This window comes from Streptomyces showdoensis, from assembly GCF_039535475.1.
Classification (GTDB): Bacteria; Actinomycetota; Actinomycetes; order Streptomycetales; family Streptomycetaceae; genus Streptomyces; species Streptomyces showdoensis.
The window spans coordinates 33,578-60,251 of sequence record NZ_BAAAXG010000002.1 but is presented as its reverse complement, the minus strand read 5'-3'; the positions used below and the strand labels follow the sequence as shown (position 1 = coordinate 60,251).

Here is a 26,674-nt window from a genome sequence, read left to right as displayed (position 1 = left end):
GCGAGGTGCCCGACCGGACCGGGCGGTCCCGCGCCACCAGGCCCGGCCGCCGCCTCCTGGGGCCGGGCTTCCCCCACGTGCTCACCGAGGCGCTCGGGCGGCGGCGCGGCTCGTCCGAGCGGGCCGGGCCGGGTCCTTCGGATCACGCCGGGCCCGCCTGGTCCGAAAGCCGGCCCGGGGGTCGCGCGCCCGCTCAGGACGTGCCGTCCAGGTAGGCGTCCGTCATCGCCGCCACCGCGTCCGGCCATCGCCCGCCCAGGGCCTCCGCCGTGTCGCGCCAGTCGCCCTCGCGCAGGGCGCGCGCCAGCAGCGGCCGGGCCCGGGCCGGTCCGAGGTCGCGGGCGAGCGCGGCGCCGATCCGCGTCGCGGCGCCGGGCAGCGGAACGCCCGCCGCCAGGGACTCGGCCGTCGCGGTCTCCCCGGCGGCGGCCAGGGCGGCCACGACCGGGCCGACGAGCCCGTCCCAGTCCTCCGGGCCCACGCCCGCCGCCGTCGCCACCCGCAGGAACTCCCGGGCTCTCTCGGGGTCACCGTCGCCCGCGGCGGCGACCGCGAGCGAGGTCATCGTGCGCAGCACCCCCCTCGGTGACCGCATCGTGCCCGCGAGCCGGTCGACCTCCGCCCCGTCCCGGCGGGCCGCGGCGGCCCGGATGCGCACGGTCGTGGGGACGTCGTTCGCGTAGGGATGGAGCAGCGGCCGTGCCACGGCCTCGGCCCGCTCGCCGAGCCCCGCCCCGACGAGCGCCTCGGCGAGCTGGAGCAGGGCCTCGTCCAGGTCGTTGGAGGCCGGTACACCCAGGACGGCGGCCTCCGCGCGGTCCGCGAGCCGGACGAGCCGCGCGCGGTCCCCGGGCGGGGTCGACGCCACCAGCTCGGCCCAGCCCCTGACCTGCGCCTGGGGGTGTGCCACCGTGGCCAGCAGCCGCTCGGCCCGGCCCGGCGCACCGGCCCGGCCGAGCGCGGCGGCGATCCGGCGCACCAGGTGCGGCACCGTCTCCGGCTCCCCGCGCTCGGAGCGCGCCGCGTCCAGGGCCGCCTCGGCGAACTCCTCGACCTGCGCGGACCGGCCGGCCTCCCCGGCCTCGTGCACCAGCGCGGTGAGGGCCGTGGCACGCGTACCCGGCCGCGCGGGGCGGAGGGCCGGGGCCACGGCCGTGTGCTCGCCCGCCCGGTAGAGCGCCGCCACCAGCTCGGCCAGCCGCTCGCCGCGCGGGCGCTCCTCGGCGAGCCGGGCGGCCACGGCGTCCGTCCGGCCCGCCAGGAGCCGGATGCGGGCGAGGTCGCGCGCGCCGGCGGGGGCCGCGGCCAGGGCGCGGAGCAGCGCTGCCAGGGAGCGGCCCGCCACCTCGCCGTCCAGGACGGACCGGGCGTCCCGCTCCGCCTCCACCGCCAGCTCCGCCGCCGCTTCGCGCTCGCCCGCCTCGGCGGCAGCCAGGGCCAGTTCGGCCAGCCGCTCCGCCCTGAGCCGCGCCGAGCGGAGCGTGCGGGCGGCGGCCGTGGCCCGGTCCCGCAGGCCCTGCCGGCGCAGCGCGTCCACCAGGGTGTGCAGCCGCAGGTCCCGGAGGCGGGGGTCCTCCTCGGCGCGGACGAGGGCCTCGGCCCGGGCGTGGTCCCCGCGCCGGACGGCGGCGTCGACCATCTTCCGCGCCGTCGATTCCGCGCCGTGGCCGGACATCGTGGCCAGCACCGCCTCGGCGTGCTCGTGTGCGCCCTCGCGGGTGAGCGCCACCGCCAGGTGGTCCAGCGCGGGGGTCGTCCCGTAGCGGCCCGGGACCGTACGGGCCAGCGCCTCGGTCCGGTCGGCGAGCCGGCGCAGCTCCGCGGGGCCGGCCGCCCGGGCGGCGTCGCGCAGCAGGTCGGTCCACGTCCGTGCGCGGTTCCGGGCGTCCGGCACCGCGTCGGCGAGCGCGCACGCGCGCGCCCAGAGCCGGGCGGCCCGGGCGCGGTGGCGGGCGGCGGCTTCCGTCGCGTGCGCCGGTCCCGGTGCGGGCGGCGCATCCACCGCATGCGCCGTACCCGGTGCGAGCGCCACGTCGGTCGCCTCCGTGGCATCCCCTGCGCGCGTCACGTCTACCGCGTCCATGACATCCGCCGCGTCCGTCGCCTCCGGCCCCTCCGGAGCCTCCACCGCGTCCAGGGCGTCCGCCCGTCCCGCCTTCGCGCCGGACGTCCCGGACGCGGCGGCGGCCGCGTCGGCGGCGATCGACGCGAGCCGGTGCAGCCCGTACAGCCGCAGCATCGGCTCGGTCAGCCCCTCCACGAGCGCCTCCGCGCGGTCGTGGAATCCGGCCCCGGCCAGGTGGACGGCCAGGGTCTTCAGGATCCGTTGCGCGACGAACCCGTCGCCCGCCGCGCGGGCCGTCGCCTCGGCCTCCTCGTACCGCCCGGCCCTCGCCTGCGCGTCGGCCAGGGATTCGAGCGCGAGGGTCCGGGCCCGCGTGGTGAGGGACAGGGCGAGCCGCTCCGTCTCCGCGAGGCGGCCCTGCCCGGCCCAGACCTCCACCACCTGCCGCCAGGCGTCCCCGCGCTCCTCGGGCCGGGGGTGCGCCTCGATCAGCTCCCGCAGCAGCGGGTCCCGTCCGCTGCGGGCGAGCGCCTCCGCCATCCGCCGGAGTGCCGCGGAGGACTGCCCCTTTCCGGTGAGGGACCCCGCCAGTGCCGTCGCCCGCTCCGTGAGCCCGGCCCCCGCGAGCGCCGCGGCCAGCCGCACCAGCGCGTTCTCCCGCAGCCAGGCGTTCTCCACGCCCCGGAGCGTGGCCTCGACGCGCTCCGCGAGCCGGACGGCGTACCCCTCGTGCCCCGCGTGGAGCGCCCGCTCCACGAGGTCGGTCAGCAGCTCGGCCCGCGCCCCGGCCTCCGGTGCGGAACCGGCCAGCGCCCGCGCCCGGGCGACGTCGCCGAGCACCGCCCACACGGCCGGCAGCGCGGACGGCAGCGCCGTGTTGCGCGCCGAGAGCAGGCCGTGGTGGATCGCCAGCACCCCGAGCTCGCGCAGGTCCGGCTCCTCCCGGGCGAGCACCGCGTCCTGCGCGGCGCCGATCTCGGCCAGCGCGGCGGCGTCGCCGCCGGTCCGGGCCAGCAGGCGGCCGTGACGGGCCCGGTCCGTGGCGCAGGACAGGAGCTCGGCCCCCCGGCCGGCGTCCGCGAGCATCGCCGGATAGCCCCGCAGCAGGTAGTCGGGCGTGTCCGGCGGCCAGCCCCGCGCCCGGTAGGCGTCCGCCCAGGCGCCCAGGCGCTCCCGGTACCCGTCGAGCCGGGGCCCGAGGAACCGGCACGCCGCCGCCTGGAGTTCCTCGTGCGCGAGGAGGTACGCGTCCGGGGCGCCGTCCTCGTCCGCCGCACCGCGGACCGGGCCCCCGCCCCGGGTGAACGTGCGGGCCGTCACCGCCCCGAGCTGCTCGTCGACCCGCCACCGGTCGAGTCCCGTGAGCTCCGCCAGGTCCGCGGCCCGCAACCCGCCGCCGGAGGCGGTGACGAGGCCCAGCAGGTCCCGCTCGGCCGGGCCGCCGTGCAGCAGCCGCTTGAGCTCCCGCTCAGCGTCCCGGCGTACGACCTGCGCGTGCGGCGACATGCCGAGGTCCCGGACGACCCCCTCGGTCCGCAGGGGGTGGTCGTCGGGCACGTCGTCCGGCAGCGGCGGGTCCGGTCGGCCGGCGACCACGATCCGCAGCCCGTGCGGCGGCCGGACCGGCAGCAGCGCGGCGACGCTGTGCACGTCCGGCCCGGGTACCGCGCCCCGGTCCTCGTCGAGGCCGTCGACGAGCAGGACGAGCCGCTCGCCCCGGTCCCGGCACAGGGCCGCGGCGTCGGCGAGGAGGGCACTGAGGTGGGGGCCGCGGGTGGCCTCGGACAGGTGCGCCGGCAGGGGCCGGTCGAGCAGGTCGGCCAGCTGCTCCAGGACGACGTCGGTGAAGCCGGTCCGGTCGCCGTGGCCCGCGAAGCGGCCGGTGACGAAGAAGGACACCACGCGGACGCCGGGCGGCGGTTGCAGGGCGAACCAGGCCATCAGCGCGGACTTGCCCGCCCAGGCCGGCGCCCGCCACCACAGGTAGCCGCCGTCGCCGGGCCCGGTGCAGAACGCGGCGAGTTCCGCGAGCTCCGGTCGACGGTCGAGGAGTGCGGGCGGGGCGATGGCCCGCACCTGGTGGGCGTAGGCCGACCGGACGGCGGGCGCGGCCGTGACGAAGACGTTCGTCTGGACGCCGCCGTCGCCGATCTGCACGCCGCGCGCGTGGGAGGCGTCGACCCGGACGCCGGCCGCGGGACCGGGGACCCGCAGGGGGCCGGCCGGGCCGCGGGCGGCGGACGGCGACACGGCGGAGGAGGCGGCACCCGCGGCGTCGTCGGCGGCGGCGTCGGCGCGGGTCAAGAGAAGTGGTTGGTCTGGGTGTTGTGGTCGCCGATCTGGAGGCCCTTGGCCTGGTCGGCGCTCACTTCGTAGCGGACCTGCCGCGCTCCGCTCGCGTCCGCCCGCTCCAGCAGGAGCCGCGCGGCGGCGAGGACCCGTTCGTCCCGGTCCGCGCCCGTCTCCAGGAGCCGTCCGCGCATCCTGGCCTCCCAGACGCCCGGCTCGACCTCCTCGGCCTCCAGCAGCTCCCGGGTCTCGGCGTCACCGTCGGCACCGGAGGCACCGTCGGCCGAGTCGGCGGCCGAGCGGCGCCGGAGCACCTCCCGGAGTCCCGCGTACGCGTCGCGGACGGCGGTCCCGGCCGATTCCGACACCCCGGCCGCCGCGCCGGTCGCCAACGCCGCCAGGATCAGTTCGACGCCCGTCATGGCCCTCCCTCCGCTCCGGGCGGGTCCCGGAAGCCCTTGCCCGGCCCAACGAGACCGTCCCGCCCCGGGGCACGGCGTGCCTTCAGCGGAAGGAGGCAACTTCCGGGGCGTCCCCGGCGTCCTTCCGCACAGCAGGGCACACGGCCGCTGCGACCACGCATCAGGGAACGGGACACACGATGAGCGACAAGGCTCGGATCCTCTTCGACGCGCTCGACCTCGACCAGGACGGCGCCCTCACGCGTGCCGAGGTCATCGGCGCCCTGCGCGCCAAGGGACCGACGCTCGCCGCCCGGGGGGTGATCCCGGTCTGGGGCGTGGGGGACGACGACGCCGCGTCCGCGCTGTTCGACCAGGCCGACCAGAACGGCGACCGGGTGCTCAGCTTCGAGGAGTTCGCCGCCCTGGTCGACCGCCGCTTCGGCTGGTGACGGGGGTCACGGGGTGGTCCGTACGGGGAAGCTGAAGGTGCGGCCCTGCTCCTTGAGCCACGGCAGGACCTGGTCCAGGGCCGCGACCGTCTGAGCGCGGTCGCCGCCGCCGTCGTGGAAGAGGATCGTCGGGCCGTTGGACAGCTCGTGCTTGACCGTGCGGACGATCGAGGCGGTGCCGGGCCGCTCGAAGTCCTTGGTGTCGACGTTCCAGCCGAGCGGGCGCATGCCGGCCGCGGCGGCGATGCGCCGGCTGTCCGGGGTGAAGGCGCCGCCCGGGGCACGGTAGTACTCGACCTTCGCGCCGCCGGCCGCGTCCTCGATCAGCTTCTTCGCGTCCAGGATCTGGCGCTTCTGGTACGCGACGGACTTCTTGTCCATCGAGGTGTCGTGGTCCATGGTGTGGTCGCAGAGCTTGTGGCCCTCGGCGACGATCCGCCTGACGAGCTGCGGGTGTTCCCGGGCGTTCGGTCCGACCATGCAGAACACGGCCTTGACGTCGTTCTCCTTGAGGATGTCCAGGATCCTGGGCGTCCATCGCGGGTCGGGGCCGTCGTCGATCGTGATGTTGACGGCCGAGCCGCCCGCCTCGGCGGCGTGCGCGATGCTCTCGGGGACCTTCTCCGGCCGTACCTGGGCGGGTCCCGTGCCCGTCCCCTTGTCCCCTCCCACGGGTGCGTGCGTGCCCGGAGCGGCGCCGGCTCCCGCCGCGGTCTCCGGATCCGTCAGCGCGGCCGCGCCCCATGCCGCCAGGCTCAGACCTATCGCCGACGCCACCACGGCTATGTGCGTGGTGTACTTGCGCTTCTCTCCCATGGAATGCCCACTCCCCGTAGGTTCCTGACCGTATCCCAGAAGGGAGGACGGCCGACACCGCGGGAAGGTTTCCGGCATTCCGGACACGAATGTCACACCTTCGTCATGACGATCCGGGAACTCCCGTGCCCGAGGACGGTGCTGACGGTGCCGACGGCGTGGGGTGCGGGCACCTCGGCAACGCCGGGCGGTCCTTGGTGCGGACGGCCGGCAGCCAGGCCGTCACGTCCCCGCCCTCGCGCGGGAGGCGGATCCTGAACCACACGGTGGACGTGCGGTCCTCCTCGTCGATGACCGGCAGCCCGTCGGGCAGCCGGCACTCCGCCTCCAGGACGTCGCCGTGCCACACCCTGTCCGGCACGACGTTCCGGGCCGTGTACGGCCGCAGCGGGTCGATCGCCAGGCCGAGGCTGCACTGCCGGTCGCGGTCCGTGCGCCCCTGGCAGCCGCGCTCCGCGTTGAACACCCGGAGCGGGGCCGGGCCTTCGCCGTCCCGCCCGCCGGCCCCGCCCCCCGCGTACCACCGGAGCGCGCCGCCCGCGGCCGCGCACACGGCGACGGCCAGCAGGGCCCCGAGCAGCCGGGACCGCCCGCGGCCCGCGCGGGCCCCACGGCCCCGGCCCGCGCGGGGGGCCGGGCGGGAGGCGATCCGGTCGAGCAGGCTCTCGGCGGTGTGCGCGGCGCGGGCCTCGTGGCCGGGGGCGAGGCAGTCGGCGGCGAGCTCGCGCCAGAACGCGGGGACGGCGTGGTCCATCCGCAGCGGGGCACGCCCTTCCGCGTACTCCCGTACGGCGGCGGTCCGTGCCGCAGGGGTCGCGCCGGGGAACGGCGAGGCGCCGGAGGCGAACACCTCGTGGATGACGATCCCCAGGGCCCAGACGTCGGCGCTGGGGCGGACCCGGACGCCGCGCTCGCCGAGCGGCTCCCGGCCCCCGCTCGGGCGGCAGGTAGTCCAGGGTGCCCATCGGGGGCGTGTAGCCGTGGGTGCCGCTCAGTTCGGTGGCGAAGCCGAAGTCCGAGAGCTTCACCGAGCCGTCCCGGCCGATGAGGATGTTCTCGGGCTTGAGGTCGGTGTGCACCCAGCCCGCGCGGTGCAGATGGGCGAGCCCCTCGCAGATCCCGGTGATCAGGCGTGCCCCTTCGGCCTCGGTCACCCCGGCGTCGAGCAGCTCGCGCAGGCTGCCCGCGGCCCGCTCCATGACGAGGACGATCGCACCGTCCAGGGACGGGTCCTCGGACGCGCCGAGGACCAGGGAGTCCAGCAGCCGCACGAGCCGGGGGTGGGCCGCCCGGCGGCCGAGTCCGACCTCCCTCGCGGCGGCCTCGGCCACGTCGCGGGCCTGGCGCGGCGCGAGCCCGGCGGTCGGCATGATCTTGAGCGCGACCTCCTCGGGCCCGCCCTCGGCCGGCTCGGCCGGCCGCGCCGCGTACACGGTCGCCCAGCCGCCGGACCCGATCGGCTCGGTGACGATCCAGTCGCCCACCCGATAGCCCTCGGGCAGCGGTTCCGGCCGGCCGCTCTCCCAGGTGACGGTCCGCTCGTCCACCCGCACCACGCCCCTACCGTCCGCGCTCGGCGGGTTCGGCACCCGGGGGTAAGAGGGCGAGGTGCTCCTCGCGGACGATGCCGAACTTGAGGGCGAGGCCGACCACGGCCTCGCGCTTGCCGTTCCTGCGGTCCGACCGGCCGGTGTCGGCCGCCCCGGGAACGCCGATCCGCAGCTTCTCGTCGGCGAGGTAGTCGATGTGCGAACTGACCGCGCGGGCCGTCAGCTTCGCGCAGGCGGCGTGGCCGCGCAGCCGCTCGACCACCTGAGGGGTGGTCGGCACCGCCACCGGCGAGCGGTCGCGCAGCCAGGGTTCGCACAGCGCGACGAGCACCAGGAAGTAGGTGGCGGTCTCGTCCAGGGAGTACGCGGTGAGGGTGCGGCTCCCGCCGGGGCCGCCCGTCCCCCGCGGGTCCAGGTAGACGTGGTCCGGCGCGAACACCTGGAAGAAGACCGTGGTGTCGCGGCGGGTGGGCAGCACCACCCGCGAGAACTCGAACGGGATGGGCGCACCCGCCCGGCGCGGCGGGACGCGCAGGTACTCGCCGGCCCCTTCCGGGTTCTCCACGAGGTAGCTGTGGGTGCTGCTGAGGTTGCTGAGCTGCCAGTGGTCGTCGGTCGCCCGGATCTCGCCGGCCAGCCGGGAGATGGCCGCGTCGGCGAGGCGGAGCTCGACGGGGGTGCCGGACGAGCCCCGGCCGAACCGGGCGCGCTGCCCGGGCCCGAGCCTCAGGGTCACCGCGTCCGCGCGCGCCTCCCCGTCCACGCCTCCGCCGCTGCCCTGCGGCAGGTGGATGACAATCCCGCTCACCGCTCCCCCGTCCCGCGTGCCGACCCCACTCCGACACACCGAACGTTACCGGTTGCAACCGGTGGTGCACCCAGTGGCATCGGCCACTTCCACGGGCCTGCGCGCGGCCCCTGCGTGCGGGTTCGCCCCGCATGTGCCGTTCGTGACGGGCTGTCAGGGGGCCGGGGAGCTCGACCTGGGCGTTGCGACCGCGCGGTCCCCGAACGCCGCCCACGGCTGCCGGCCGCCGCCGGGCCGGGCCTGGACGCGGGTCCGGATCCGTCCGTCGACGGTGACGGCGAGGAGGTGGACGCGGCCGGTGGCGTCGGCCGGCGCGGCGGCGGCCGGGGCGAGCTGGACGCGCCGGGGCATCGAGCCGCCGTCTGCTGATCGGATGCATGGTTCTCGGGGGTCCCGCGACCGGCCGAGCCGTACGTGGGCGGGCTCGGCCGGTCGCGGGGGTCGGGTCAGTCGACGGCGGGGCCCGCGGTGCTGTTGAGCCAGGCCCACTCGGACCAGGACGAGAATCCGGTCTGCCACTTGTGGTAGACCCCGGCGCGGCTGGTGCCGAACACCTCGATGCGGCCGTCGGCGTTGGCCGCCGCGGTGATCTCCGTACCGCCGCCGCCGTAGTCCGCCCACTGGCCGTACGGGGCGTTGACCCCCGTCTGCCACAGGTGCCGGGCGACGCTGCCGTTGATGGCGAAGACCTCGACCCGGCCGTCCGGCGAGCGTTCGCTGGTCAGCTGCGCGTCGGCGGGGCCGCCGGTCGGCTCCCAGCCGGACCAGCTGGTGGGGCTGGTCATGTACTTGTGGAAGACGCCGACCGGGCCGGAGGCGAAGACCTCGATCCGCCCGTCCTGGTTGTGGTCGACGGTCAGGTCGCGCCCGCCGCCGCCGAACTCCTCCCAGGCCGACCAGCCGCCGTTGACGGCCGTCTGGTACTGGTGCTGGAAGACCTCGCCGTTGAGGGCGAAGACCTCCAGCCGCCCGTCGGGGGACTTCTCCACCTCCAGCCGTCCGTCGGCCGGTCCGCCGCCGGTGGGCTCCCACTCGGCCCAGCCGCCGTCGGGAGCGGTCTGGTACTTGTGGAAGACGCCCACGGGACCGGAGGCGAAGACCTCCAGGCGCCCGTCGCCGTTCGCGCCGACGGCGATGTCACGTCCGCCGCCGCCGAAGGCCTCCCAGCCCGACCAGGCTCCCGAGGGGGCCAGTTGGTAGCGATGCTGGAAGGTGTTCCCGTTGATCGCGAACAGCTCCAGGCGCCCGTCCGCGTTCGGCGCGATCGCCAGCTCCGCGCCGCCCGGGCCGGCGAGCCTCTCCCAGTCGGACCAGGCGCCGTTCACCGCGAGCTGCCAGGCGTGGTGCACGCCGTCGGCGCCGGCCGCGAAGACCTCCAGCCGCCCGTCCGACGAGCGGGCCGAGACCACCCGGCCGGACTCCGCCGGGTACACGAGCGGCGCGGGCCCGGGGACCCGGGCGGCCGAGGCGGTCCACCGCGGCGCGCGCCTCGTCCAGGTGCCGCCGGTGGACGCCGGCGTTGTAGGTGGACCAGGGCTGCCAGTTGGTGCCGCCGTTGGAGATGGTGTACGCGGCGTTCGCGTTGCACTGGGCGTCGTAGGCGCAGGCGTCGTCGACCTCGGGGTGCCAGTAGTCGTTGATCTGCCACAGGCCGCGGTCCCGGGACGGGGGCGTGTTGTTGGTGGTGTTGGTCGCCGACGGGTCGCAGCTGGACTCCGCGAGGGCGACGGCGACGGCCGTGACCAGGCCGTCGCCGCGGAATCCGGCGTTGTAGCCGACCTGGGCGCAGAGGTCGCTCGTCGCGGCCTGCGCCGGCGAGGCGCCGCCGAGGACACCCGCCGCCAGGAGCAGCGAGGCGAACGCCGACAGGACGGTCAGAGGGAGCGCTCTCGGGGAGCGCCGTGCGGTTCTCACCTGCTGTCTCCTCAATCGATCGCGGGGCCGGCGGTGGCGTTCACCCACGCCCACTCGGACCATGTCGTGGGCCCGGTCTGCCACTTGTGGTAGATCCCGGCGTGGCTGGTGCCGAACACCTCGATGCGGCCGTCGGCGTTGCTCGTCGCGGTGACCTCGGTACCGCCGCCGCCGAAGTCGGCCCACTGGCCGTACGGGGCGTTGACCCCGGTCTGCCACAGGTGCCGGGCGACCGTGCCGTTGAGGGCGAAGACCTCGACCCGGCCGTCGGAGGTCCGTTCGCTGGTGAGCTGCGCGTCGGCGGGGCCGCCGGTCGGCTCCCAGCCGGACCAGGCGGCGGGGCCGGTCTGGTACTTGTGGAAGACGCCCACGGGTCCGGAGGCGAAGACCTCGATCCGCCCGTCCTGGTTGTGGTCGACGGTCAGGTCGCGCCCGCCGCCGCCGAACTCCTCCCAGGCCGACCAGCCGCCGTCGACGGCCGTCTGGTACTGGTGCTGGAAGGTGTTCCCGTTCAGGGCGAAGACCTCCAGGCGCCCGTCCGGGGCCTTCTCCATCTCGACCCGGGCGTCGGCGGGCCCGCCGCCGGTCGGCTCCCAGCCGGACCAGCCGGCGCTGGGCGCGGTCTGGTAGCGGTGGAAGAGCCCGACCGGACCGGAGGCGAAGACCTCGATCCGGCCGTCGCCGTTGACCCCTGCGGCGATGTCGCGCCCGCCGCCGCCGAAGCTCTCCCAGCCCGACCAGCCGCCCGAGGGCGCGAGTTGGTAGCGGTGCTGGAAGGTGTTCCCGTTGATCGCGAACAGCTCCAGGCGCCCGTCCGCGTTCGGCGCGATCGCCAGCTCCGCGCCGCCCGGGCCGGCGAGGGACTCCCAGGCCGACCACTCGCCGTTCGAGGCGAGCTGCCAGGCGTGGTGCACGCCGTCGGCGCCGGCCGCGAAGACCTCCAGCCGGCCGTCGGCCGAGCGGGCCGAGACCACCCGGCCGGACTCCGCCGGGTACACCAGGGGCCTGGGCTGCGGAACGTCTCCGGGGACGCAGGGCAGGGTCACCCCGTGCTCGGCGAGGTAGACCTCGGGGTCGATGCCGTACGAGGTGGAGGAGTCGCCCCAGATCCTCAGGTGGAGGTGGGGGCCGGTCGAGTTGCCCTCCTGGCCCATCAGGGCGATCCGGCGGCCGGCCGTCACGTGCTCGCCGACGGACACGAAGCGCTGGTACATGTGCCCGTACTCGGAGATGCGCCCGTCGGGGTGCAGGATGCGGATCCATTGGCCGTAGCCGTCGGCGTATCCGGAGTGCGTCACCTCGCCGTCGCCGATGGCGTGGATCGGCGTACCGATGGCGTTGCCGATGTCCACGCCGTTGTGGCCGCTGTGGTAGCGCTGGGTGACCTCGCCTTCGGCGGGACAGGCCGCCGTCCGGTCGGCGGACCGGGCGGCCTGGGCGGTGGCGGGCTGGGCGGTGGCGGGCGGGGCGGGCTGGGCGGTGGCGGGCGGGGCCACGAGGAGGCCGGGCGCGAGGGCCGCGGTCGCGGCGAGGAGGACGCGCAGGGCGCGCCGGGGAGGAGCGAGCAGCACGAGAGGCCCCCCGTCAGGCCTTGCGCAGGCGCGCGATGATGCCGTCGATGTCGCGCTGCATCATGTCGCGGCGGATGAAGTGGCCGCCGGGCAGCTCGTACGACTCGTGCGGGATCCCTGCGCGGTCGAGCAGGGAGCGGAACTCCCGCTGGCCGGCGAGGACCTGCGTCTCGTTCGCTGTGTCGAACCAGTTGACCGGATCGGGGCTGGTGCCGGCGACGAGGAAGACGCGCTTGTTGCGGTAGCTCTCGATGCGCTGCACGGGGTTGTCGGCGTTGACCCGGGCCTCGTCCCAGAACGGGGCGCCGTAGACCGTGCCGCCGCCGAGGTCGAGCGCCGCGGACGAGGCGTTGGCCCAGTGGACCACGAGGCCGTTGTCGCGGCGCAGGCTGGCCGGGCCGGAGTGGGCGCTGACGGAGGCGAAGTGGCCGTAGTACTTGGCGGCGTACTTCAGCGCGCCGAAGCCGCCCATGGAGAAGCCGGCGACCGCGCGGCCGTCGTACTCGGCGAAGGTGCGGAAGTTGGCCTCGACCCAGGGGAGCAGCTGGTTGATGTGGAAGTGCTCCCAGTTGCGGGGGCCGACGTTGGAGCTGACCGGGTTGGAGTACCAGCCCGCGTGGCCGCCGTCGGGCATGACGACGATGATCCGCCGGCCGGCCGTCCAGTCGCGGACGCCCTCGCGGTCGAAGGTGATGAAGTCCTGGTCGTTGCCGCCGCCGTGGAACAGGTAGAGGACCGGGTAGGTGCGGCCGCTGTAGTGGTAGTCGTCCGGGAGCAGCACGTTGACCCCGGGGTTCCAGCCGATCGCGTCGGTCGCGAAGCGGTAGTACCACATCCGGTGGTCGCTCTCGTTGCGGTCCACGATGCGCAGGCCGAAGCCGTCTCCGGCCGCCGCGGCCGACGGCGCCGCCGCGAGCACGCCTCCGGCACCGAGGGCCAGGGCGGCGGAGAACCCGCCGGCGGACTTGAGGATGCTCCTGCGGGTGGGGTGGTGCGCGGTCAACGTGACCTCCTGGTAGACGCGACGGTACCCACGCTGGGCGTTCGGACGGTAGCGACGCTTCCCCCGGGTCGTGAATCCGGAACCTTACGGACTGACAGGCGCGGACGGTTGGGCTAGGGAGGTGGCCCGGGGCCGGCCCGGGCCAGATCCGGGCCAGATCCGGGTCAGATCCGGCCGGGCCCCAGGAGGCGCCGCAGGGCCTCGTAGCCGCGCCGGTCGTAAGGGTCCCCCAGGTCGAGGAAGACGGTGTGCTGCGCGCCGTCGTGGGTGTACACGTCGAGGTGCCCGCTGCCGTAGGCCGGCGGCCGCCCGGCGGCCCACTCCGCGGACTCGATGCCGGCCGGTTCGAGGCTAAGCGCCCCGAGGACGATTCGTTCGCCGGGCAGGAGGAGCCCGGGGTCGAGGTCGTGGAGCAGGACGCGGGCCTGTGCCGCGGTCCGCTCGTCCCCGTCGGCGAGGGCCCGCAGGTAGACCTCGCGCCCTTCGGACAGCCGTCCGGGATCGACCTCGACGAGCCGCCGGTGCGCCCGCTGGGCGGTGTCGCCGCGGAACGGCGGTTCCATGGCGCGCAGGAACAGGGCGCAGGCCTCGTCCAGCCCGCCGCCGTGGGCCGCCAGGTTCGCGAGGTTGAGCAGGGCCTTGCGGGCGTGCTCGGGATGCCCGCTGTCGACCGCGCGCCGGTAGAGCTCGCGGGCGTGCGCGGGTTCGCCGTTGCGCTGCTGGAAGACCGCGTAGTTGAACAGGGACTGCGGCGCGTGGTCGCGGTGCCCGGTGGCGACGGCCCGTTCGAAGGCGGCGCGCGCCTGCGCGGTCCGCCCGGCCTGCGCCTCCAGGACGGCCAGGTTCGCCAGGGCCATGGGCCCTATGTCGGGGTGTCCGCTGCCGGCCGCGCGGACGAACGCGTCCCGGGCGGCGTCGACCCGGCCCTCCGCCCGCTCGCGCACCCCCTGTTCGAAGGCTTCGCGCGCCTCCTGTTCCGTCACCGCCACCGTCTCCCCCTCGTGTCCGGTCTCGTGTCCGGTCGGTCTCGCGTTCCGGTCAGTCTCGCGTTCCGGTCGGTCTCGCGTTCCGGTCGGTCTCGCGTTCCGGCCCTCCCCGGCCGCGTGCGCGGTCGCGTGTCGGCCGACGGGCCCCTCAGCGGACGTGGGCCGCGATCCGCCGTGCGCACTCCAGCGACTCGGTGTGCGTGGTGTCGACCTCCAGGTCGTACGCGACGCCCTCGTGCACCTGCCCGGCCTGGCGGGCGGCCATGCCCAGGGCCCGGTCCCCGCGGGCGATCTCGCGGCCCGCGGCGACCGCGGCCTCGCAGCGGACGCCGACCCACAGCACGTCGATCCCGTCGAGGTGCTCGCGCCAGCGCCGCTGGGACTCGGCCCCGCCGAGGAAGACCTCGTCGACGACGATCCGGGCGCCGGCGCGGGCCATGGCGACGATGCCCTCCGCCCAGGCCCGCTCCAGGCTCCGGAACCCGTCCCCGACGCTCACCTCGCCGTCCGGCCCGATCTCGAGGCCCTCGTCGGAGGCCTGCATCCGGGCGGGCAGCGCGTCGACGAACGAGTCGACGCCGAAGGCCAGCCAGGGGTCGGGGAGCACCGCCTGGAGGCAGCGCACGATTCCGGACTTCCCGGCGCTGGAACCGCCGTTGAGGATGATCATCTGAGTCGTCACCGCGCCACCCTAGGCCGCTCCCGCGGGGCCTGATAACGAATTTCGGTGCGCGTCGCGGCCTGACGGGGGGGGCTCACTCCCGGGCGAACCGCCGTACGTACGGCGCGGCTTCGGGTCGGTGGGCGGGCCAGCCCGGGTCCCCCGTGGCGGTGAAGGCGGCCAGCGCACCGCTGAACTCGCGGGCCAGCTCTCGGTCCCGGGCGTCGACCGGGCCGAGCATCGGCGCCGTCGCGTACGCGTCGAGGCGGTCGAAGGCGAACGGGAGGTCGGAGCAGTGCGGCGCGCCGAGTCCCGGTACGGCGGTGGAGACGCGGGCGAAGCGGTAGACGTGCGCCGGGGTGCCGTGCGCGGCGCACTCCCGGGCCAGGGTGTCGACGCCCTCGCCGAAGGCGGCCCGGGTGACGGCCGCGACCAGCTCGGCCGGGGCGTCGGGGCCGAGGAAGGCGGTGGCCTCGTGCTCGGTGCTGCCGACGAGGACGCCCTTGCCGGCGAGCGCGCCGTCGGCGAGGGCCGTCGGCCAGGCGGTCGGGTGTCCGGCGCCGCCGAGGACGGGGTGCATCGGCGGGGCTCCGTCGCCCGGGCGGGCGAGCTCGGCCGCGACCCGCCCGTACGCGTCGAGGAGGTCGCCGGCCGGCACGTCGCGCAGGGCCTTGGCGAGGTGTTCGTCGCGGGCGATGCCGAGCAGGTCGAGGAAGAGGTCCGCGGCGCGGTCCGCGGCGGCGGGTGACTGCGGCAGGAGGTTCCAGGGGCCGCTCTGCAGGATCAGCCGGTGGACCAGGGGGCCGGTCTCCGGGTCGAGGGCCAGGGCGAGGGCCGAGTACGCGCCCGCGGACTGGCCGCCGACGGTGATCCGGGCGGGGTCCCCGCCGAAGGCGCGGATGGTGTCCCGTACCCAGCGCAGGGCGGCGGCCTGGTCGCGGGAGCCGAGGTTGTCGGCGCCCGCCTCGGGAAGGTGGAGATAACCCAGCGGCCCGAGCCGGTAGTTGGCGGTGACCACGACGATGTCCCCGGCGGCGGCCAGGCGGGCCCCGTCGTACCAGTCCCAGCCGCCGGAGCCGCTGGTGAAACCGCCGCCGTGGAACCAGAGCAGCACCGGGCGCGGCCGGTCCGCGCCGTCGGCGGGGGCGCCCCGCGGGGTCCAGACGTTGAGGTTGAGGCAGCCGGCCTCGTCCCAGTCCGGGATCCGCGCGCCCATGACCGGGGCGAGCCGCCCGGGCCCCTGGGGCACGGAGGGCCCGGCCCCGCCGGCGTCGCGGACCCCCGGCCATCCGGGGTGGTCGGCGGGCGGGCGGAAGCGGAGCCTCCCCACCGGCGGGGCGGCGTAGGGGATGCCGCGGAAGGCGCTCACCCCGCCGTCCGTCACGCCCCGCAGGCTCCCCTGGCGGATCGTCAGTACCGTCGTGTTCCCGTTGGTGTCTTCCCTCGTCACCCGCCCAGTGTCCTACCCGGCTCCTACCTGGCGGACTCCGGTGCCGGACCCAGCACCCGGTCGAGGTAGGCGTTGGCGAAGACTCCGGTCGGGTCCACCTCGTCCCGTACGGCGGTGAAGTCGTCGAAGCGCTCGTAGCGGGGGCGCAGCGCGGCGGCGTCCAGCTGGTGCATCTTGCCCCAGTGGGGGCGCCCGCCGAAGGAGCCGAGGATCTCCTCGCAGGCCCGGAAGTACCGCTCGTGGGGCATCCGGTGGTACTGGTGGAAGGCGATGTAGCAGCTCTCGCGCCCGTACGCGGTGGAGAGCCAGATGTCGTCGGGCGCGGCGAAGCGGACCTCCAGCGGGAAGGACACCCGCTCGTCGTTGCGGTCGATCCAGCGCTTGATCTCGCGCAGCGCGTCCACGACGTCCTCCCGGGGGATGGCGAACTCGCCCTCGTGGAAGCGCACGTCGCGGACCGAGGCGAAGACCTTGTGGGAGAGGTCGGTCCACTCGCGGGCGGACATCGCCCGGGCGGCGAACCGCGTGATGGGCGGGACCAGGGCCGGGAAGCGGGTGCCGAGCCGGTTGAGCAGGTCGAAGCCGGTGCCGCTGACCGTCTCGTCGAGGCGCCGGGAGAACTCCCCGATCGGGGCCGGCGGGGTGTCGCCGGGCAGCCGGCGGAAGCTGCGGGTGAGCGTGGTGCCGCTGTGCGGGAACCAGAAGAACTCGAAGTGGTCGTTGGCGTCGGCCAGTTCGTGCACGCGGGCCAGGGTCTCCTCGACCGGCCGGGCCTCGTCCCGGGCGTGCAGCGCGAAGAGCGGGACGCACTGCAGCGTCACCCGGGTGAGGATGCCGAGGGCGCCGATGCCGACGCGGGCGGCGGCGAAGAGCTCGGGCCGCTCGGTCGCCGAGCAGGTGACGAGGCTGCCGTCGGCGAGGACCAGCTCCAGGGCCCGCACCTGGGTGGCGATGCCGCCGAAGCGGGTGCCGCTGCCGTGGGTGCCGGTCGAGATGGCCCCGGAGACGGTCTGCCGGTCGATGTCGCCGAGGATCTCCAGCGCGAGTCCGTGCTCGGCGAGCAGCGGGTTGAGCCGCCACAGCGGCATGCCCGCGCCCACGGTGACCTGGCCCGTCGCGCGGTCGACCGACTCCAGTGCGGAGAGCCGGTCCAGGCGCAGCTGGACGTCCGGGGCGACGGCGACGGGGCTGAAGGAGTGGCCGGCCCCGACGGCCTTCACCCGGTTCCCGGCGCGGGCCGCGGCGGTGACGGCGGCCACCACCTCGCCGGGGTCCATCGGGCGCAGCACCCGTACGGGGCTGGCGTGCTCGCTGCCCGACCAGTTGCTCCACGTGCCCGCCACGTTCGTCATGCCCGGGGTCCTCTCGTAGGGATCGGCGGTCCGCGTCCGTACCGGGCGCGGTCGACGGAAGACTGAACTCGGTCAGTTGTCCAAGTCAAGCGTCCTGAACCATTGACTTGGACGGGCGGCCGGGAGAAGGTGGCGCCCCAGCAGGACCGCAGAGGACCGCAGACACAGGACCGAACCCGCGGGGGCCGAACCCGCGGGACCGCATCCGCAGGACCGAAGTCAGGGAGCAGCCTTGCCGGCCACCACCGCCCTCCGTGCCGCCGCCGCGCCGATGTCCTTCGAGGAGCTGCGCGGCGCCACCGCCGAGCTCAGCCCGCCCTTCGCCGTGGTCGACCTCGGCGCGCTGCACGCCAACGCCTCCGGCATGGCCCGCCGCGCCGGGGGCAAGCCCATCCGGCTGGCCAGCAAGTCGCTGCGCTGCCGCCCGCTGATCGAGCAGGTCCTGCGGATGCCCGGCTTCTCCGGCGTCCTCGCCTTCACGCTGCCCGAGGCCCTGTGGCTCGCGCGCACCGCCGACGAGACCGTGGGCGACATCCTGGTCGGCTACCCCTGCGCCGACCCGGCCCCGCTGCGCGCCCTCGCCTCCGACGAGCGGGCCGCCGCCCGCGTCACCATCATGATCGACTCGCTGGAGCACCTCGACCTGCTCGACGCGGTGCTCGGGGCGGACGGTCCCCCGGTACGGGTCTGCCTGGACCTGGACGCCTCGCTGCGGCTGCTCGGCGGCCGGATCCACCTGGGCATGCGCCGCTCGCCGCTGCACAGCCCCGACGCCGCCGCCGCGCTGGCCCGGGCCGTCGTGGCGCGGCCGCGGCTGCGGCTGGTCGGCGTCATGTCGTACGAGGGGCAGATCGCCGGGGTCGGGGACGACCAGCCCGGCTCGCCGCTGACCCGCTCGGCGCTGCGGCTGGTCCAGCGGGCGTCGGCCAGGGAGCTGCGCCGGCGGCGGGCCGCGGCCGTGCGCTCGGTGCTCGACGTCGCCCCGCTGGAGTTCGTCAACGGCGGCGGGACCGGCAGCCTGGAGGGGACCTCGGCCGAGCCGGCGATCACCGAGCTGGGGGCCGGCTCGGGCATCTACTCCCCCGCCCTCTTCGACCACTACCGCGCCTTCCGGCCGCTGCCCGCCGCGTACTTCGCCCTCGACGTCGTCCGGCGCCCCGCGCCCCGGCACGTGACGGTCCTCGGCGGCGGCTGGACCGCCTCCGGCCCGGCGGGCCTCGACCGACTGCCGGTCCCGGTGTGGCCGGCCGGTCTGCGGATGCTCGCCCAGGAGGGCGCGGGCGAGGTCCAGACGCCCCTCGTCGGCGACGCCGCCGACGAGCTGCGGCTCGGCGACCGCGTGTGGTTCCGCCACGCGAAGGCCGGCGAGCTGTGCGAACGCGTGGACCGCCTCCACCTCGTCGAGGCCGGCAGCATCGTGGACGTCGTCCCCACCTACCGCGGCGAGGGCCACGCGTTCCTGTGACGGCGGACCGGGCCCGCGCCGCGGGCGCGGCGCCGGGGCCCGGGCAGCACGCCCCGGGCCCCGGCGCGCGCCGACCCCGCACGACCCGGCGGACGCCATCCGGGCCCGGCCCCCGGCCACGGTGACGCCGCCCGGCACGGGATAGCGTGCCCCGACACCGCCCTCACCCCCGGGAGTTCCCATGAGCCGCCGTTCGGCCGACGAGCGACGCGAGCAGTTGATCGACGCGGCGATCCGGGTCATGATCCGCGACGGCGTCGCGAAGGCGACCACCCGTGCCGTCGTCGCCGAGGCGGGGCTGCCGCTCGGCGCGTTCCACTACTGCTTCCGGGCCAAGGAGCAGCTCCTCCACAGCGTCATCGAGCGGATCATGCTGCGCGCCCTGGACCCGCCGGCCTCCCCGGCCGCCGGGGAGGGGACGGTGGACGAGGTGGTCAGGGGCACCCTGCGCGCCTACTGGGAACGGGTGCGGCAGAACCCTGACGAGCACCTCCTGACGTACGAGTTGACGCAGTACGCGCTGCGCAAGCCGGGCCTCGCCGACGTGGCCCGCGGCCAGTACCGGCACTACACCGAGGTCAGCCTGCGGCAGCTGGAGTCGATCGCCCGCCGCTCGGGCGCCGAGTGGACCCTGCCGCTGCCCGTGCTGGCGCGGTACGGGCTGAGCGTCCTGGACGGGCTCACCCTGAACTGGCTGATCGACCGGGACGACGAGGCGGCCGCCGCGGCGCTCGACGCGTACGCCGACCACCTGGTCACCCTGGTCAGGCCCGTCGCGGAACCGGCCGCCGCCGTCTGACCCGTATGGCAGGGTTCGGGGTACGGCCGCACCACCACCCGAGTCTGGAGCCGCACGTGCACATGCTGAGCCACGCCGACGTCAAGACCGCAGCCGACCGGATCGCCGGCCATGTCCGTCCCGTCACGGTCGCCCCCGGGGACGGCGACGGGGTGTCGTTCGCGCTCGAACTCATGCAGCACACGGGCTCCTTCAAGGCGCGCGGCGCGCTGAACTTCCTGCTCGCGCACCGCGAGGCCGGGACCCTGCCGGCGGCCGGCGTCACGATCGCCTCCGGCGGCAACGCGGGGCTGGCCTGCGCGTGGGCGGCCCGCGGCCAGGACGCGCGCGCGACGGTGTTCCTGCCCACCACGGCGCCGAAGGTGAAGGTCGACCGGCTGCTCGGCTACGGCGCCGACGTGCGGCTCGTCGGCACCGAGTACGCCGAGGCCCTCGCCGCCTCCGACGCCTTCGCCGCGGAGACCGGCGCGCTGGCCTCGCACGCCTACGACCACCCGCTGATCGCCGCCGGCGCCGGCACCCTGCTGGAGGAGGTCCAGCGGGGGCTGCCCGGCCTGGACACGGTGGTGGTCTCGGTCGGCGGCGGCGGGCTGTTCGCCGGGGTCGCGGCCGCCGCCCGGGCGCACGGGGTCCGCGTGGTCGCGGTCGAGCCGGAGAACTGCCGCGCGCTGCACGCGGCACTGGAGGCCGGCCGGCCCGTCGACGTCGCCGTCGACTCGGTGGCCGCCGACTCGCTGGGCGCCCGCCGGGCCTCCGCGGCGGCCCTGGAGGCGGCCCGCCAGGACCACGTCCGCTCGGTCCTGGTCACCGACGCCGACATCGTCCGGGCCCGCCGTTCCCTGTGGGACGAGCGCCGGCTCGCCGTCGAGCACGCCGCCGCCACGGCCCACGCGGCGCTGGGCACGGCCTACCGGCCGGAGCCCGGCGAGCGGGTCTGCGTCGTGCTCTGCGGCGCGAACACCGACCCCTCCGACCTGGTGGCGGCCCCTCGGCGCTGACCCGGGACCGGCCCGGCCGTCACTCGAAGCGCGAGGGGTCCCCCGCCCCGCGCCGTACGATCTCGGCCTCGCCGCCGGAGAAGTCGACGACCGTCGTGGGCTCGGTGCCGCAGTCGCCCGAGTCCACGACGGCGTCCAGCACGTGGTCGAGCCGCTCCTTGATCTCCCAGCCCTGGGTCAGCGGCTCGGCCTCGTCGGGCAGCAGCAGGGTGCTGGACACCAGGGGCTCGCCCAGCTCGGCGAGCAGCGCGCGGGTCACGGTGTGGTCGGGAATGCGGACGCCGACCGTCTTCTTCTTGGGGTGCATCAGCCGGCGCGGCACCTCCCGGGTGGCCGGGAGGATGAAGGTGTAGCTGCCCGGCGTGGCCGCCTTGATCGCCCGGAACACGTCGTTGTCGACCTGGACGAACTGGCCCAGCTGCGCGAAGTTCTCGCACACCAGGGTGAAGTGGTGCCGGTCGTCGAGGCGCCGGATCGACCGGATGCGCTCCAGGGCGTCGTGGTTGCCGAGCCGGCAGCCGAGCGCGAAACAGGAGTCGGTCGGGTACGCGATGAGGGCGCCGGCCCGGAGGCTGTCGACCACGGTGCCGATGGTCCGGGTCTGCGGGGTCTGCGGATGAACGTCGAAGTACTTCGCCATCGTCCGAGCCTAGGGGAATCCGCCCCTCCGGGAGAAACGGGCCGGAAGCACGTCGCCCTCCGGGACCGCTGGGGTCCCGGAGGGCGATGTTCCGTTCAGGTGCGGGTCAGGCCGGGGTCACCAGGTGCCCGGGGCGGCCTGCCAGCTCTTCAGGGGGTTCTCGAAGCCCCCGTCCGGACGGGCCTTGAAGGTGTGGGCCGCGGTGCCGCCCGTTCCGTCGTTGTACATGATCGCGATGTCCTCGCGGCCGTCCTTGTCGGTGTCGCCGGAGACCGGGAACGACGCCTCCTGGACGTGCCAGGTGTTGGCGGGCGCCTGCCAGCTGCGGACGTCCTCGTTGAGGCCGCCGTCCGGCTTGGCGGTCAGGGTGAACAGCGACGCGTTGCCGTAGGCGTAGTCGTACATCACGGCCAGGTCGGCGCGGCCGTCGCCGTTGTAGTCGCCGGCGGTGAGCTTGGAGCGCCACCACTCCCACAGACCGGGGTTCTTGTGCCAGGACGGGACCGTCGTGGCGAAGCCGCCGTCGGCCTTGCTCGGCAGGGTCCACGCGGTGACCGAGCCGTCGTTGTAGCCGTAGAGGCCGACGAGGTCGTCCCGGCCGTCGCCGTTGAAGTCGCCGCCGACGAACTTGGTCTGGCCCTGGCACCAGTTGCCGGCGCCGGAGCGCCAGCTGCCGAAGATGTTGTTGAAGGTGCCGTCCGCCTTCGACAGGAAGGTGTACGCGCCGGTGTCGCAGTTGCCGTGGTCGTAGAGCATGACCACGTCGTCGCGGCCGTCGCCGTTGAAGTCGCCGGCGACCAGCTTGCCCTTGGTGGCGTCCCAGTTGCCCGGGCCCGTGTAGGCGCTGCGCCCGAGCGAGGTGAAGGTGCCGTCGGCCTTGCCCAGGAAGGTGAACATGCCGTTGGCGCCGTCGCCGTAGCCGTAGAGCGCGGCCAGGTCGTCCCGGCCGTCACCGTTGAAGTCGCCGGAGATCCACTGGGACTGGGAGACGCGCCAGGTCCACGCGGGGTTGGTGTGGGCGACCACGGGCGCGGCGAAGCCGCCGTCCGCCTTGGCCGCGTGCGTGTACAGGCTCATCGCGTCGCTGCCGTAGTCGTAGACCGTGGCCAGGTCGGAGCGGCCGTCACCGTTGAAGTCGCCCGCCAGCTCCTTGCGGAGGCCGTCGGTGCGGTCGTTCCAGTGGTGCTCGTCGGTGGCGCCGGTCCAGCGGTTGTGGCGGATGTAGCCGTTCTGGAAGTCGGTCCGGGGACCGCCCGCCACGTCGTACTCCTCCGACTGCGGGTAGCCGAGCCAGCTCTTCCCGGCGCCCAGCGACAGCCACTTGTTGCGGATGCTGCCCCACACGCCCCAGGCCTGGCCCGTGGTGGTGGTCCAGAAGATGGAGCGGGTGTCGGAGGTCTCGCCGCGGCGGCGGAAGTGGTTGTACCGGCCGATGCCGTCGTCGACGTTGGTCTCGTCGGTGGTCGGGTAGCCGAAGCCGGACGGGCCGCCCAGCTCCAGGTACTTCTTGTAGATGGTGCCGTGGATGGAACGGCCGCCGAAGTCGTACGTCCAGTAGATCGCGCCTTCGCCGCCGGAGCCGCGGAAGGTGGTGACCCAGGCGTCGCTCTCGAAGGTGGTCGACTCGTCCGAGGTCGGGTAGCCCAGGAAGCCGTTCTCGCCGCCGAGCGACCTCCAGTAGTCCCGGATGCCGTTCTGGACCATCCAGGCGCCGGTGGTCGGGTGCCAGTAGATGGAGGCGTTCTCGCCGCCGACGCCGTTGGCGCGGAAGCCCGCGTACCGCCCCTCGCCGTCGGCGGGGACCAGGACGTCGGTGGTCGGGTAGCCGTAGCCGCCCGGGCCGCCCTTCGCCAGGTACTTGGCCAGGATCGGTCCGCACAGGCTGTGCGTGCCGGTCTCGTTCGAGGTGAAGCTCTGGCACTCGGTCCAGGGGGTGCCGCCGAGGACGAGCCTGCGGCCCGCTCCGAAGGAGGAACCGCCACTGGGGGCGCGGCCCGGGAACTCGGTGATCTCGCCGGTGGCGTCGCGCGACCACAGGTCGGCGTAGCCGTTGCCCTCGAAGTCGCCGTTGCTCTGGAGGTTCTGCGGAGTGGTGAAGCCGGTGGCTATCGCGGTGGTGCGGGCCGAGGCCTCGCCGTACACCGTGAGGTCGGCGACGGTCGCCGAAGCCGTGTCGGTGGTGACCCGGCTGGTGTACTGGTGGATCTTGCCGGTCACCTTGTCGCGGGCCCAGATCTCCGGCAGCGCGTCGCCGTTGAGGTCGCCGGGGGCGATCAGGGTCATGTTCTGCCAGTCGGCGTTGCCGAGCAGGATCGGCGGGCGGAAGCCGGCGTCGGTGACGTCGAGGTAGGCGCCCGTCGAGCCGAGGTAGAGGTAGAGCTCCGCGCCGGCCTTGACCAGCAGGTCGGGCTGGTCATTGGCATCGACCTTGCCGTCCTTGCTGTCGTCGTCGACGCTGCTGATGACGACGGCCTGGTCGGCCTGGGCCCACTTGTCGTTGTCCTCCATCGCGGTGGCCAGCACGATGCGGTTGGCGTCGACCGGCTGCAGGTCGCCGTCGCCGTTGCCCGGGTAGACGATCAGGTCCTTGCGGCCGCCGCCGGGCGCCGGGCGCAGGGCGACCAGGTCCTCGTAGTAGTCGGTGTTCCAGCTGCCCCGGTGCGACAGGGACACGGCGTCGCCGAAGGGGCCCCGGTTGCTCAGCTTCTTGGAGAGGTCGAAGGTGCCGTCGCCCTTGCCGGGGTGCATCCACAGGTGACCCGAGCCCGGGTCGACGCTCCAGATGTCGACGGTCCCGTCGCCGTTGAGGTCGCCGGGCTTGTCGCGGGTCGGCTTGCGCTTGGCGTAGAAGAGGTACGCCTTCAGGTCGGAGCGGTTGTTCGCCGCGTCGAGGCTGCGCACGAACAGGGTCTGCGGGCCGGTCGTGGACGGCGTGTACTCGACGGACGCCTCACCGCCGGCGACGCTCGTGGGGACCTCGCGGACCTTGGGGTCGGACTCGGTCCACCACTGGTACTTCACGACATCGGACTCGCCGTTGGCGTTGAAGGTGAAGACGCCCTTGGTGCGGGCCTGCGAGGTGTTGTCCGGGTCGTTCTCGGGGAACTGGGGAGAGGACACCTTCGGCGGGTGGCCGGGCCGGGTCGCGTCGATGCTGAAGACGCACTGACCGGCCCAGGGGCCGGCCGCGTAGTCGTCGAGCGCGCGCACGTCCCAGCGGTAGGTGCCGGTGGGGAGCTCGGCCGCGGGGATGCGGACCTGGGCGACGTTGCCGCTGGTGACCCAGACCTGGGGGCGCTTGATGGTGCCCCAGTAGTCCTTGTCGTTCCAGTAGTTGAACTCCGCGCGGATGCTGTTGTCGTCGCCGTCCGAGACGCGGGCGCGGAGCACGACCTGGTCGGTGGTGCCGATCATGCCGCCGCCGCAGGACACCGACGGGTCGGAGCCGCGCTCGCCGACGGAGTCGGGCACGGTGTTGTACTGGGTGGAGATGCGGGCGCTGTCGGGGTTCATCTTGCGCCAGGACACGTCGACGGTGTCGTTGGCGGACTTGAGGCCCATGGTCCAGGCCGGCCAGTGCCAGCGGGCCGCGTCGGTCACCGCGGAGGTGACGTTGAGCTCGATCAGGTCGCCGTCGCCAGGGCAGTTGCGCCCGCCGAAGGACTGGCCCGAGGAGTCCACCATGCGCTTCCAGGCGGGCTGGTTGTTCCAGGTGGTGCCGCCGCCGATGCCGTCGGTGTCCCAGATCTGGATGTCACCGGACTTGCAGCTCCAGGAGCCCGCGTACTTCTGCTGGATGCGGAAGGTGGAGGACAGGATCTGCTTGTCCCACAGGGCGCCCATGTTGACCTGGAAGAAGGTCTTCGCGCAGACGACGTTGTTGTTGTTCGCGGCGTCCTTGGCGCAGCCGACGCGGGCTTCCTTGCTGAGCGTGCCACCGTTCCAGTAGTTGGTGTTCGCCGAGTTGGGGAAGGAGTTGTGCTTGTAGGCGAGGGCCCAGGCCGACTTCCAGTCGTCGCGCCACTGCGGGTCGATGACGACGGGGTAGGTGGTGCCGGGCGCCGTCAGCAGCCTGCGGTCGGGCGTGAGGGTGAGCGTGCCGCCGCTCAGGTCGACGCCGAGGTCGGCCTGGCGGGTGCCGGTCGAGATGCCGTCGACGGCGGCGACCCGGTCGGCGACCGGTGCCGGGGCCTTGGCGGCGCGGGCGGCGGTACGGGCCTGGGGCGCGGCGGCCGGCTCGGCGGCCGGGCGGTCGGCGCCGGAGTCCCACATCTGCGGCTTGGCCGAGGTGAAGAGGGCCTTGCCGGCGGGGTCGAGGGCGCGCAGCTCGCCGTTGGCCTCCTTGCGGACGGTCACGCCCTTGCCCTTGAGGCCGAAGCCGAGGGAGGCGAGGGCCGGGTTGTCGGCGGCCGCGCGGTTCTTGACGACCAGCTGGTGCGAGAAGCCGGTCACGTCGGCGGTGACCCGCAGGTCGACGCCGCGCAGGACCTCGGGGTAGACGGCGGTGTCGCCCTCGATGCGCGGGGCGGGCAGCGCCTTCGGCCAGGTCAGGGAGATGTCCCGGCCGTCCTTGCGCATGGTGACGAGCGGGGCCTTGCCGCCGCCGGAGAAGGTGAGCCCGACACGGGTGGCACGGGGGGCGATCCGGCCGTCGCTCTGCCGGCTGAGCCCCGTGTCCGCGGTGACCAGCTTCCCCCCGCGCAGGACCCGGATCGGGGTCAGGGCGTGGTTCTGGGTGAACGTGCCGTCCGGGTTGGCCCAGACGTCGTCGGTCTCGGTGCGCTTCGAGGGGAGTTCGACCGCCTTGCCGGTGCGCTTGGCCTCGGCGGTCGCCTTAGCGTGCAGGGCCGTGTCGGCGGCGTTCGCGGCGCGCTTCGGAGCGGCGGCGCGCTCGGCGGCCTTGCCCTTGCCGGGGGCGGGTGCCGTGGTGGCGGCGCCGGCCTCGGTGGCGGGCAGGGTGCCGAGCAGCACGGCGGCGAGGGCCGCGGCGGTGACACGGGCCGCTCTGCCGCGGCGGGGCGGATCGTCGACGCGGGCGCGCGTCGGGGTGGGTCTCACGGAGTGGGTCCTCGGAGGTCGGGTCGGTCACCGCGCCGGAGCGGGTGTCCGAGATCGGTTGTCCCGACCGCTCGCCGAAGGCCACGATTCGGCCACCTCGACGATCGGCCGTTGGCGTTCGATTATTTGTAGCAGCAGCGCGGGCTTTCATGTGAAGCGATGGGTGGGGACGACCAACAGACCACGCCTTCGTTGCGGCACGGTTGACGGAGTCTCAAATTCCGCCCGCTTCGGCCCCTTTCTCCCCGCCAACCAGTCACTTTCCCCCTGACGCCCCCTCAGAGGCTTTCAGGGGTCCGTCTCGACGCCCACGGGTCGCACTGTTAGGTTCAGCGCCGTCCCCTGATGCGTGATCATGACATGTTTCACGCTACTCTCATCTTGATCTCATGGAGT

17 protein-coding genes and 3 pseudogenes are annotated in these 26,674 nt (G+C 74.9%); 4 read left to right on the top strand and 16 right to left on the bottom strand.

Features of this window, described 5'->3' with window-relative positions; translation table 11 throughout:
- Positions 1–193: 193 nt before the first annotated feature.
- Together ABD981_RS00495 and ABD981_RS00490 are read right to left on the bottom strand one after the other, a co-directional pair.
- The gene (locus ABD981_RS00495) at positions 194–4,369 is read right to left on the bottom strand and encodes a P-loop NTPase family protein (RefSeq protein ID WP_046910630.1); all 4,176 of its coding nucleotides are present in this window, start codon (positions 4,367–4,369) and stop codon (positions 194–196) included.
- The gene (locus tag ABD981_RS00490; RefSeq protein WP_046910629.1) at positions 4,366–4,776 is read right to left on the bottom strand and encodes a hypothetical protein; all 411 of its coding nucleotides are present in this window, start codon (positions 4,774–4,776) and stop codon (positions 4,366–4,368) included. Before ABD981_RS00490 ends, ABD981_RS00495 begins: the two co-directional genes overlap by 4 nt.
- Positions 4,777–4,955: 179 nt before the next feature.
- Here ABD981_RS00490 and ABD981_RS00485 point away from each other — a divergent pair, with 179 nt between their 5' ends.
- Complete coding sequence (locus ABD981_RS00485) at positions 4,956–5,207, top strand: EF-hand domain-containing protein (RefSeq protein WP_046910628.1); 252 nt, start codon at positions 4,956–4,958, stop codon at positions 5,205–5,207.
- 6 nt (positions 5,208–5,213) lie between these two features.
- Here ABD981_RS00485 and ABD981_RS00480 read toward each other — a convergent pair whose 3' ends face one another.
- From ABD981_RS00480 to ABD981_RS00430, 12 genes and pseudogenes are all read right to left on the bottom strand, one after another.
- The gene (locus ABD981_RS00480) at positions 5,214–6,023 is read right to left on the bottom strand and encodes a polysaccharide deacetylase family protein (protein WP_046910627.1); all 810 of its coding nucleotides are present in this window, start codon (positions 6,021–6,023) and stop codon (positions 5,214–5,216) included.
- A 103-nt stretch (positions 6,024–6,126) separates the two neighbouring features.
- Positions 6,127–7,507, bottom strand: a pseudogene (locus ABD981_RS00475) (serine/threonine-protein kinase).
- 76 nt (positions 7,508–7,583) lie between these two features.
- Positions 7,584–8,381 carry an FHA domain-containing protein gene (locus tag ABD981_RS00470; RefSeq protein ID WP_205628266.1) on the bottom strand — a complete coding sequence of 266 codons (798 nt, stop codon included), beginning with the start codon at positions 8,379–8,381 and terminating at the stop codon, positions 7,584–7,586.
- 153 nt (positions 8,382–8,534) lie between these two features.
- Entirely contained in the window at positions 8,535–8,732 is a 198-nt protein-coding gene (locus ABD981_RS00465; RefSeq protein ID WP_123954980.1) for a hypothetical protein, read from the bottom strand.
- A 95-nt stretch (positions 8,733–8,827) separates the two neighbouring features.
- Positions 8,828–9,832: pseudogene (locus ABD981_RS00460) on the bottom strand (PLL family lectin); the annotation flags it as partial.
- A gap of 133 nt (positions 9,833–9,965) precedes the next feature.
- Positions 9,966–10,358 (bottom strand): annotated as a pseudogene (locus tag ABD981_RS38715) (hypothetical protein); the annotation flags it as partial.
- Positions 10,307–11,866: a DUF8189 domain-containing protein gene (locus tag ABD981_RS00455; protein ID WP_046910625.1), complete on the bottom strand. Its 1,560-nt coding sequence runs from the start codon at positions 11,864–11,866 to the stop codon at positions 10,307–10,309. The pseudogene ABD981_RS38715 and the gene ABD981_RS00455, both read right to left, overlap by 52 nt.
- Before the next feature lie 13 nt (positions 11,867–11,879).
- Entirely contained in the window at positions 11,880–12,869 is a 990-nt protein-coding gene (locus ABD981_RS00450) for an alpha/beta hydrolase (RefSeq protein WP_046910624.1), read from the bottom strand.
- 164 nt (positions 12,870–13,033) lie between these two features.
- The gene (locus ABD981_RS00445) at positions 13,034–13,852 is read right to left on the bottom strand and encodes a tetratricopeptide repeat protein (RefSeq protein WP_131723924.1); all 819 of its coding nucleotides are present in this window, start codon (positions 13,850–13,852) and stop codon (positions 13,034–13,036) included.
- 151 nt (positions 13,853–14,003) lie between these two features.
- Complete coding sequence (cpt, locus tag ABD981_RS00440; RefSeq protein ID WP_240495404.1) at positions 14,004–14,537, bottom strand: chloramphenicol phosphotransferase CPT; 534 nt, start codon at positions 14,535–14,537, stop codon at positions 14,004–14,006.
- A 73-nt stretch (positions 14,538–14,610) separates the two neighbouring features.
- Positions 14,611–15,966 (bottom strand): carboxylesterase family protein, encoded by a 1,356-nt coding sequence (locus tag ABD981_RS00435; RefSeq protein WP_123954979.1) that lies wholly within the window; start codon positions 15,964–15,966, stop codon positions 14,611–14,613.
- Positions 15,967–15,989: 23 nt separating this feature from the next.
- Positions 15,990–17,318, bottom strand: a complete 1,329-nt coding sequence (locus tag ABD981_RS00430) for a D-arabinono-1,4-lactone oxidase (RefSeq protein WP_046910621.1) — start codon at positions 17,316–17,318, stop codon at positions 15,990–15,992.
- A 232-nt stretch (positions 17,319–17,550) separates the two neighbouring features.
- Here ABD981_RS00430 and ABD981_RS00425 point away from each other — a divergent pair, with 232 nt between their 5' ends.
- From ABD981_RS00425 to ABD981_RS00415, 3 genes are all read left to right on the top strand, one after another.
- Positions 17,551–18,783, top strand: a complete 1,233-nt coding sequence (locus tag ABD981_RS00425; protein ID WP_382748217.1) for an amino acid deaminase/aldolase — start codon at positions 17,551–17,553, stop codon at positions 18,781–18,783.
- Between the two features lie 181 nt (positions 18,784–18,964).
- Positions 18,965–19,582, top strand: coding sequence for a TetR/AcrR family transcriptional regulator (locus ABD981_RS00420; RefSeq protein ID WP_046910620.1), 618 nt, complete (start codon positions 18,965–18,967; stop codon positions 19,580–19,582).
- A gap of 56 nt (positions 19,583–19,638) precedes the next feature.
- On the top strand, positions 19,639–20,580 hold the full coding sequence (locus ABD981_RS00415) for a serine/threonine dehydratase (RefSeq protein WP_046910619.1): 942 nt from the start codon (positions 19,639–19,641) through the stop codon (positions 20,578–20,580).
- Positions 20,581–20,599: 19 nt separating this feature from the next.
- Here ABD981_RS00415 and ABD981_RS00410 read toward each other — a convergent pair whose 3' ends face one another.
- Entirely contained in the window at positions 20,600–21,220 is a 621-nt protein-coding gene (locus tag ABD981_RS00410) for an L-threonylcarbamoyladenylate synthase (RefSeq protein WP_046910618.1), read from the bottom strand.
- Positions 21,221–21,337: 117 nt separating this feature from the next.
- On the bottom strand, positions 21,338–26,278 hold the full coding sequence (locus ABD981_RS00405; RefSeq protein WP_123954978.1) for an FG-GAP-like repeat-containing protein: 4,941 nt from the start codon (positions 26,276–26,278) through the stop codon (positions 21,338–21,340).
- Between the last annotated feature and the right edge of the window lie 396 nt (positions 26,279–26,674).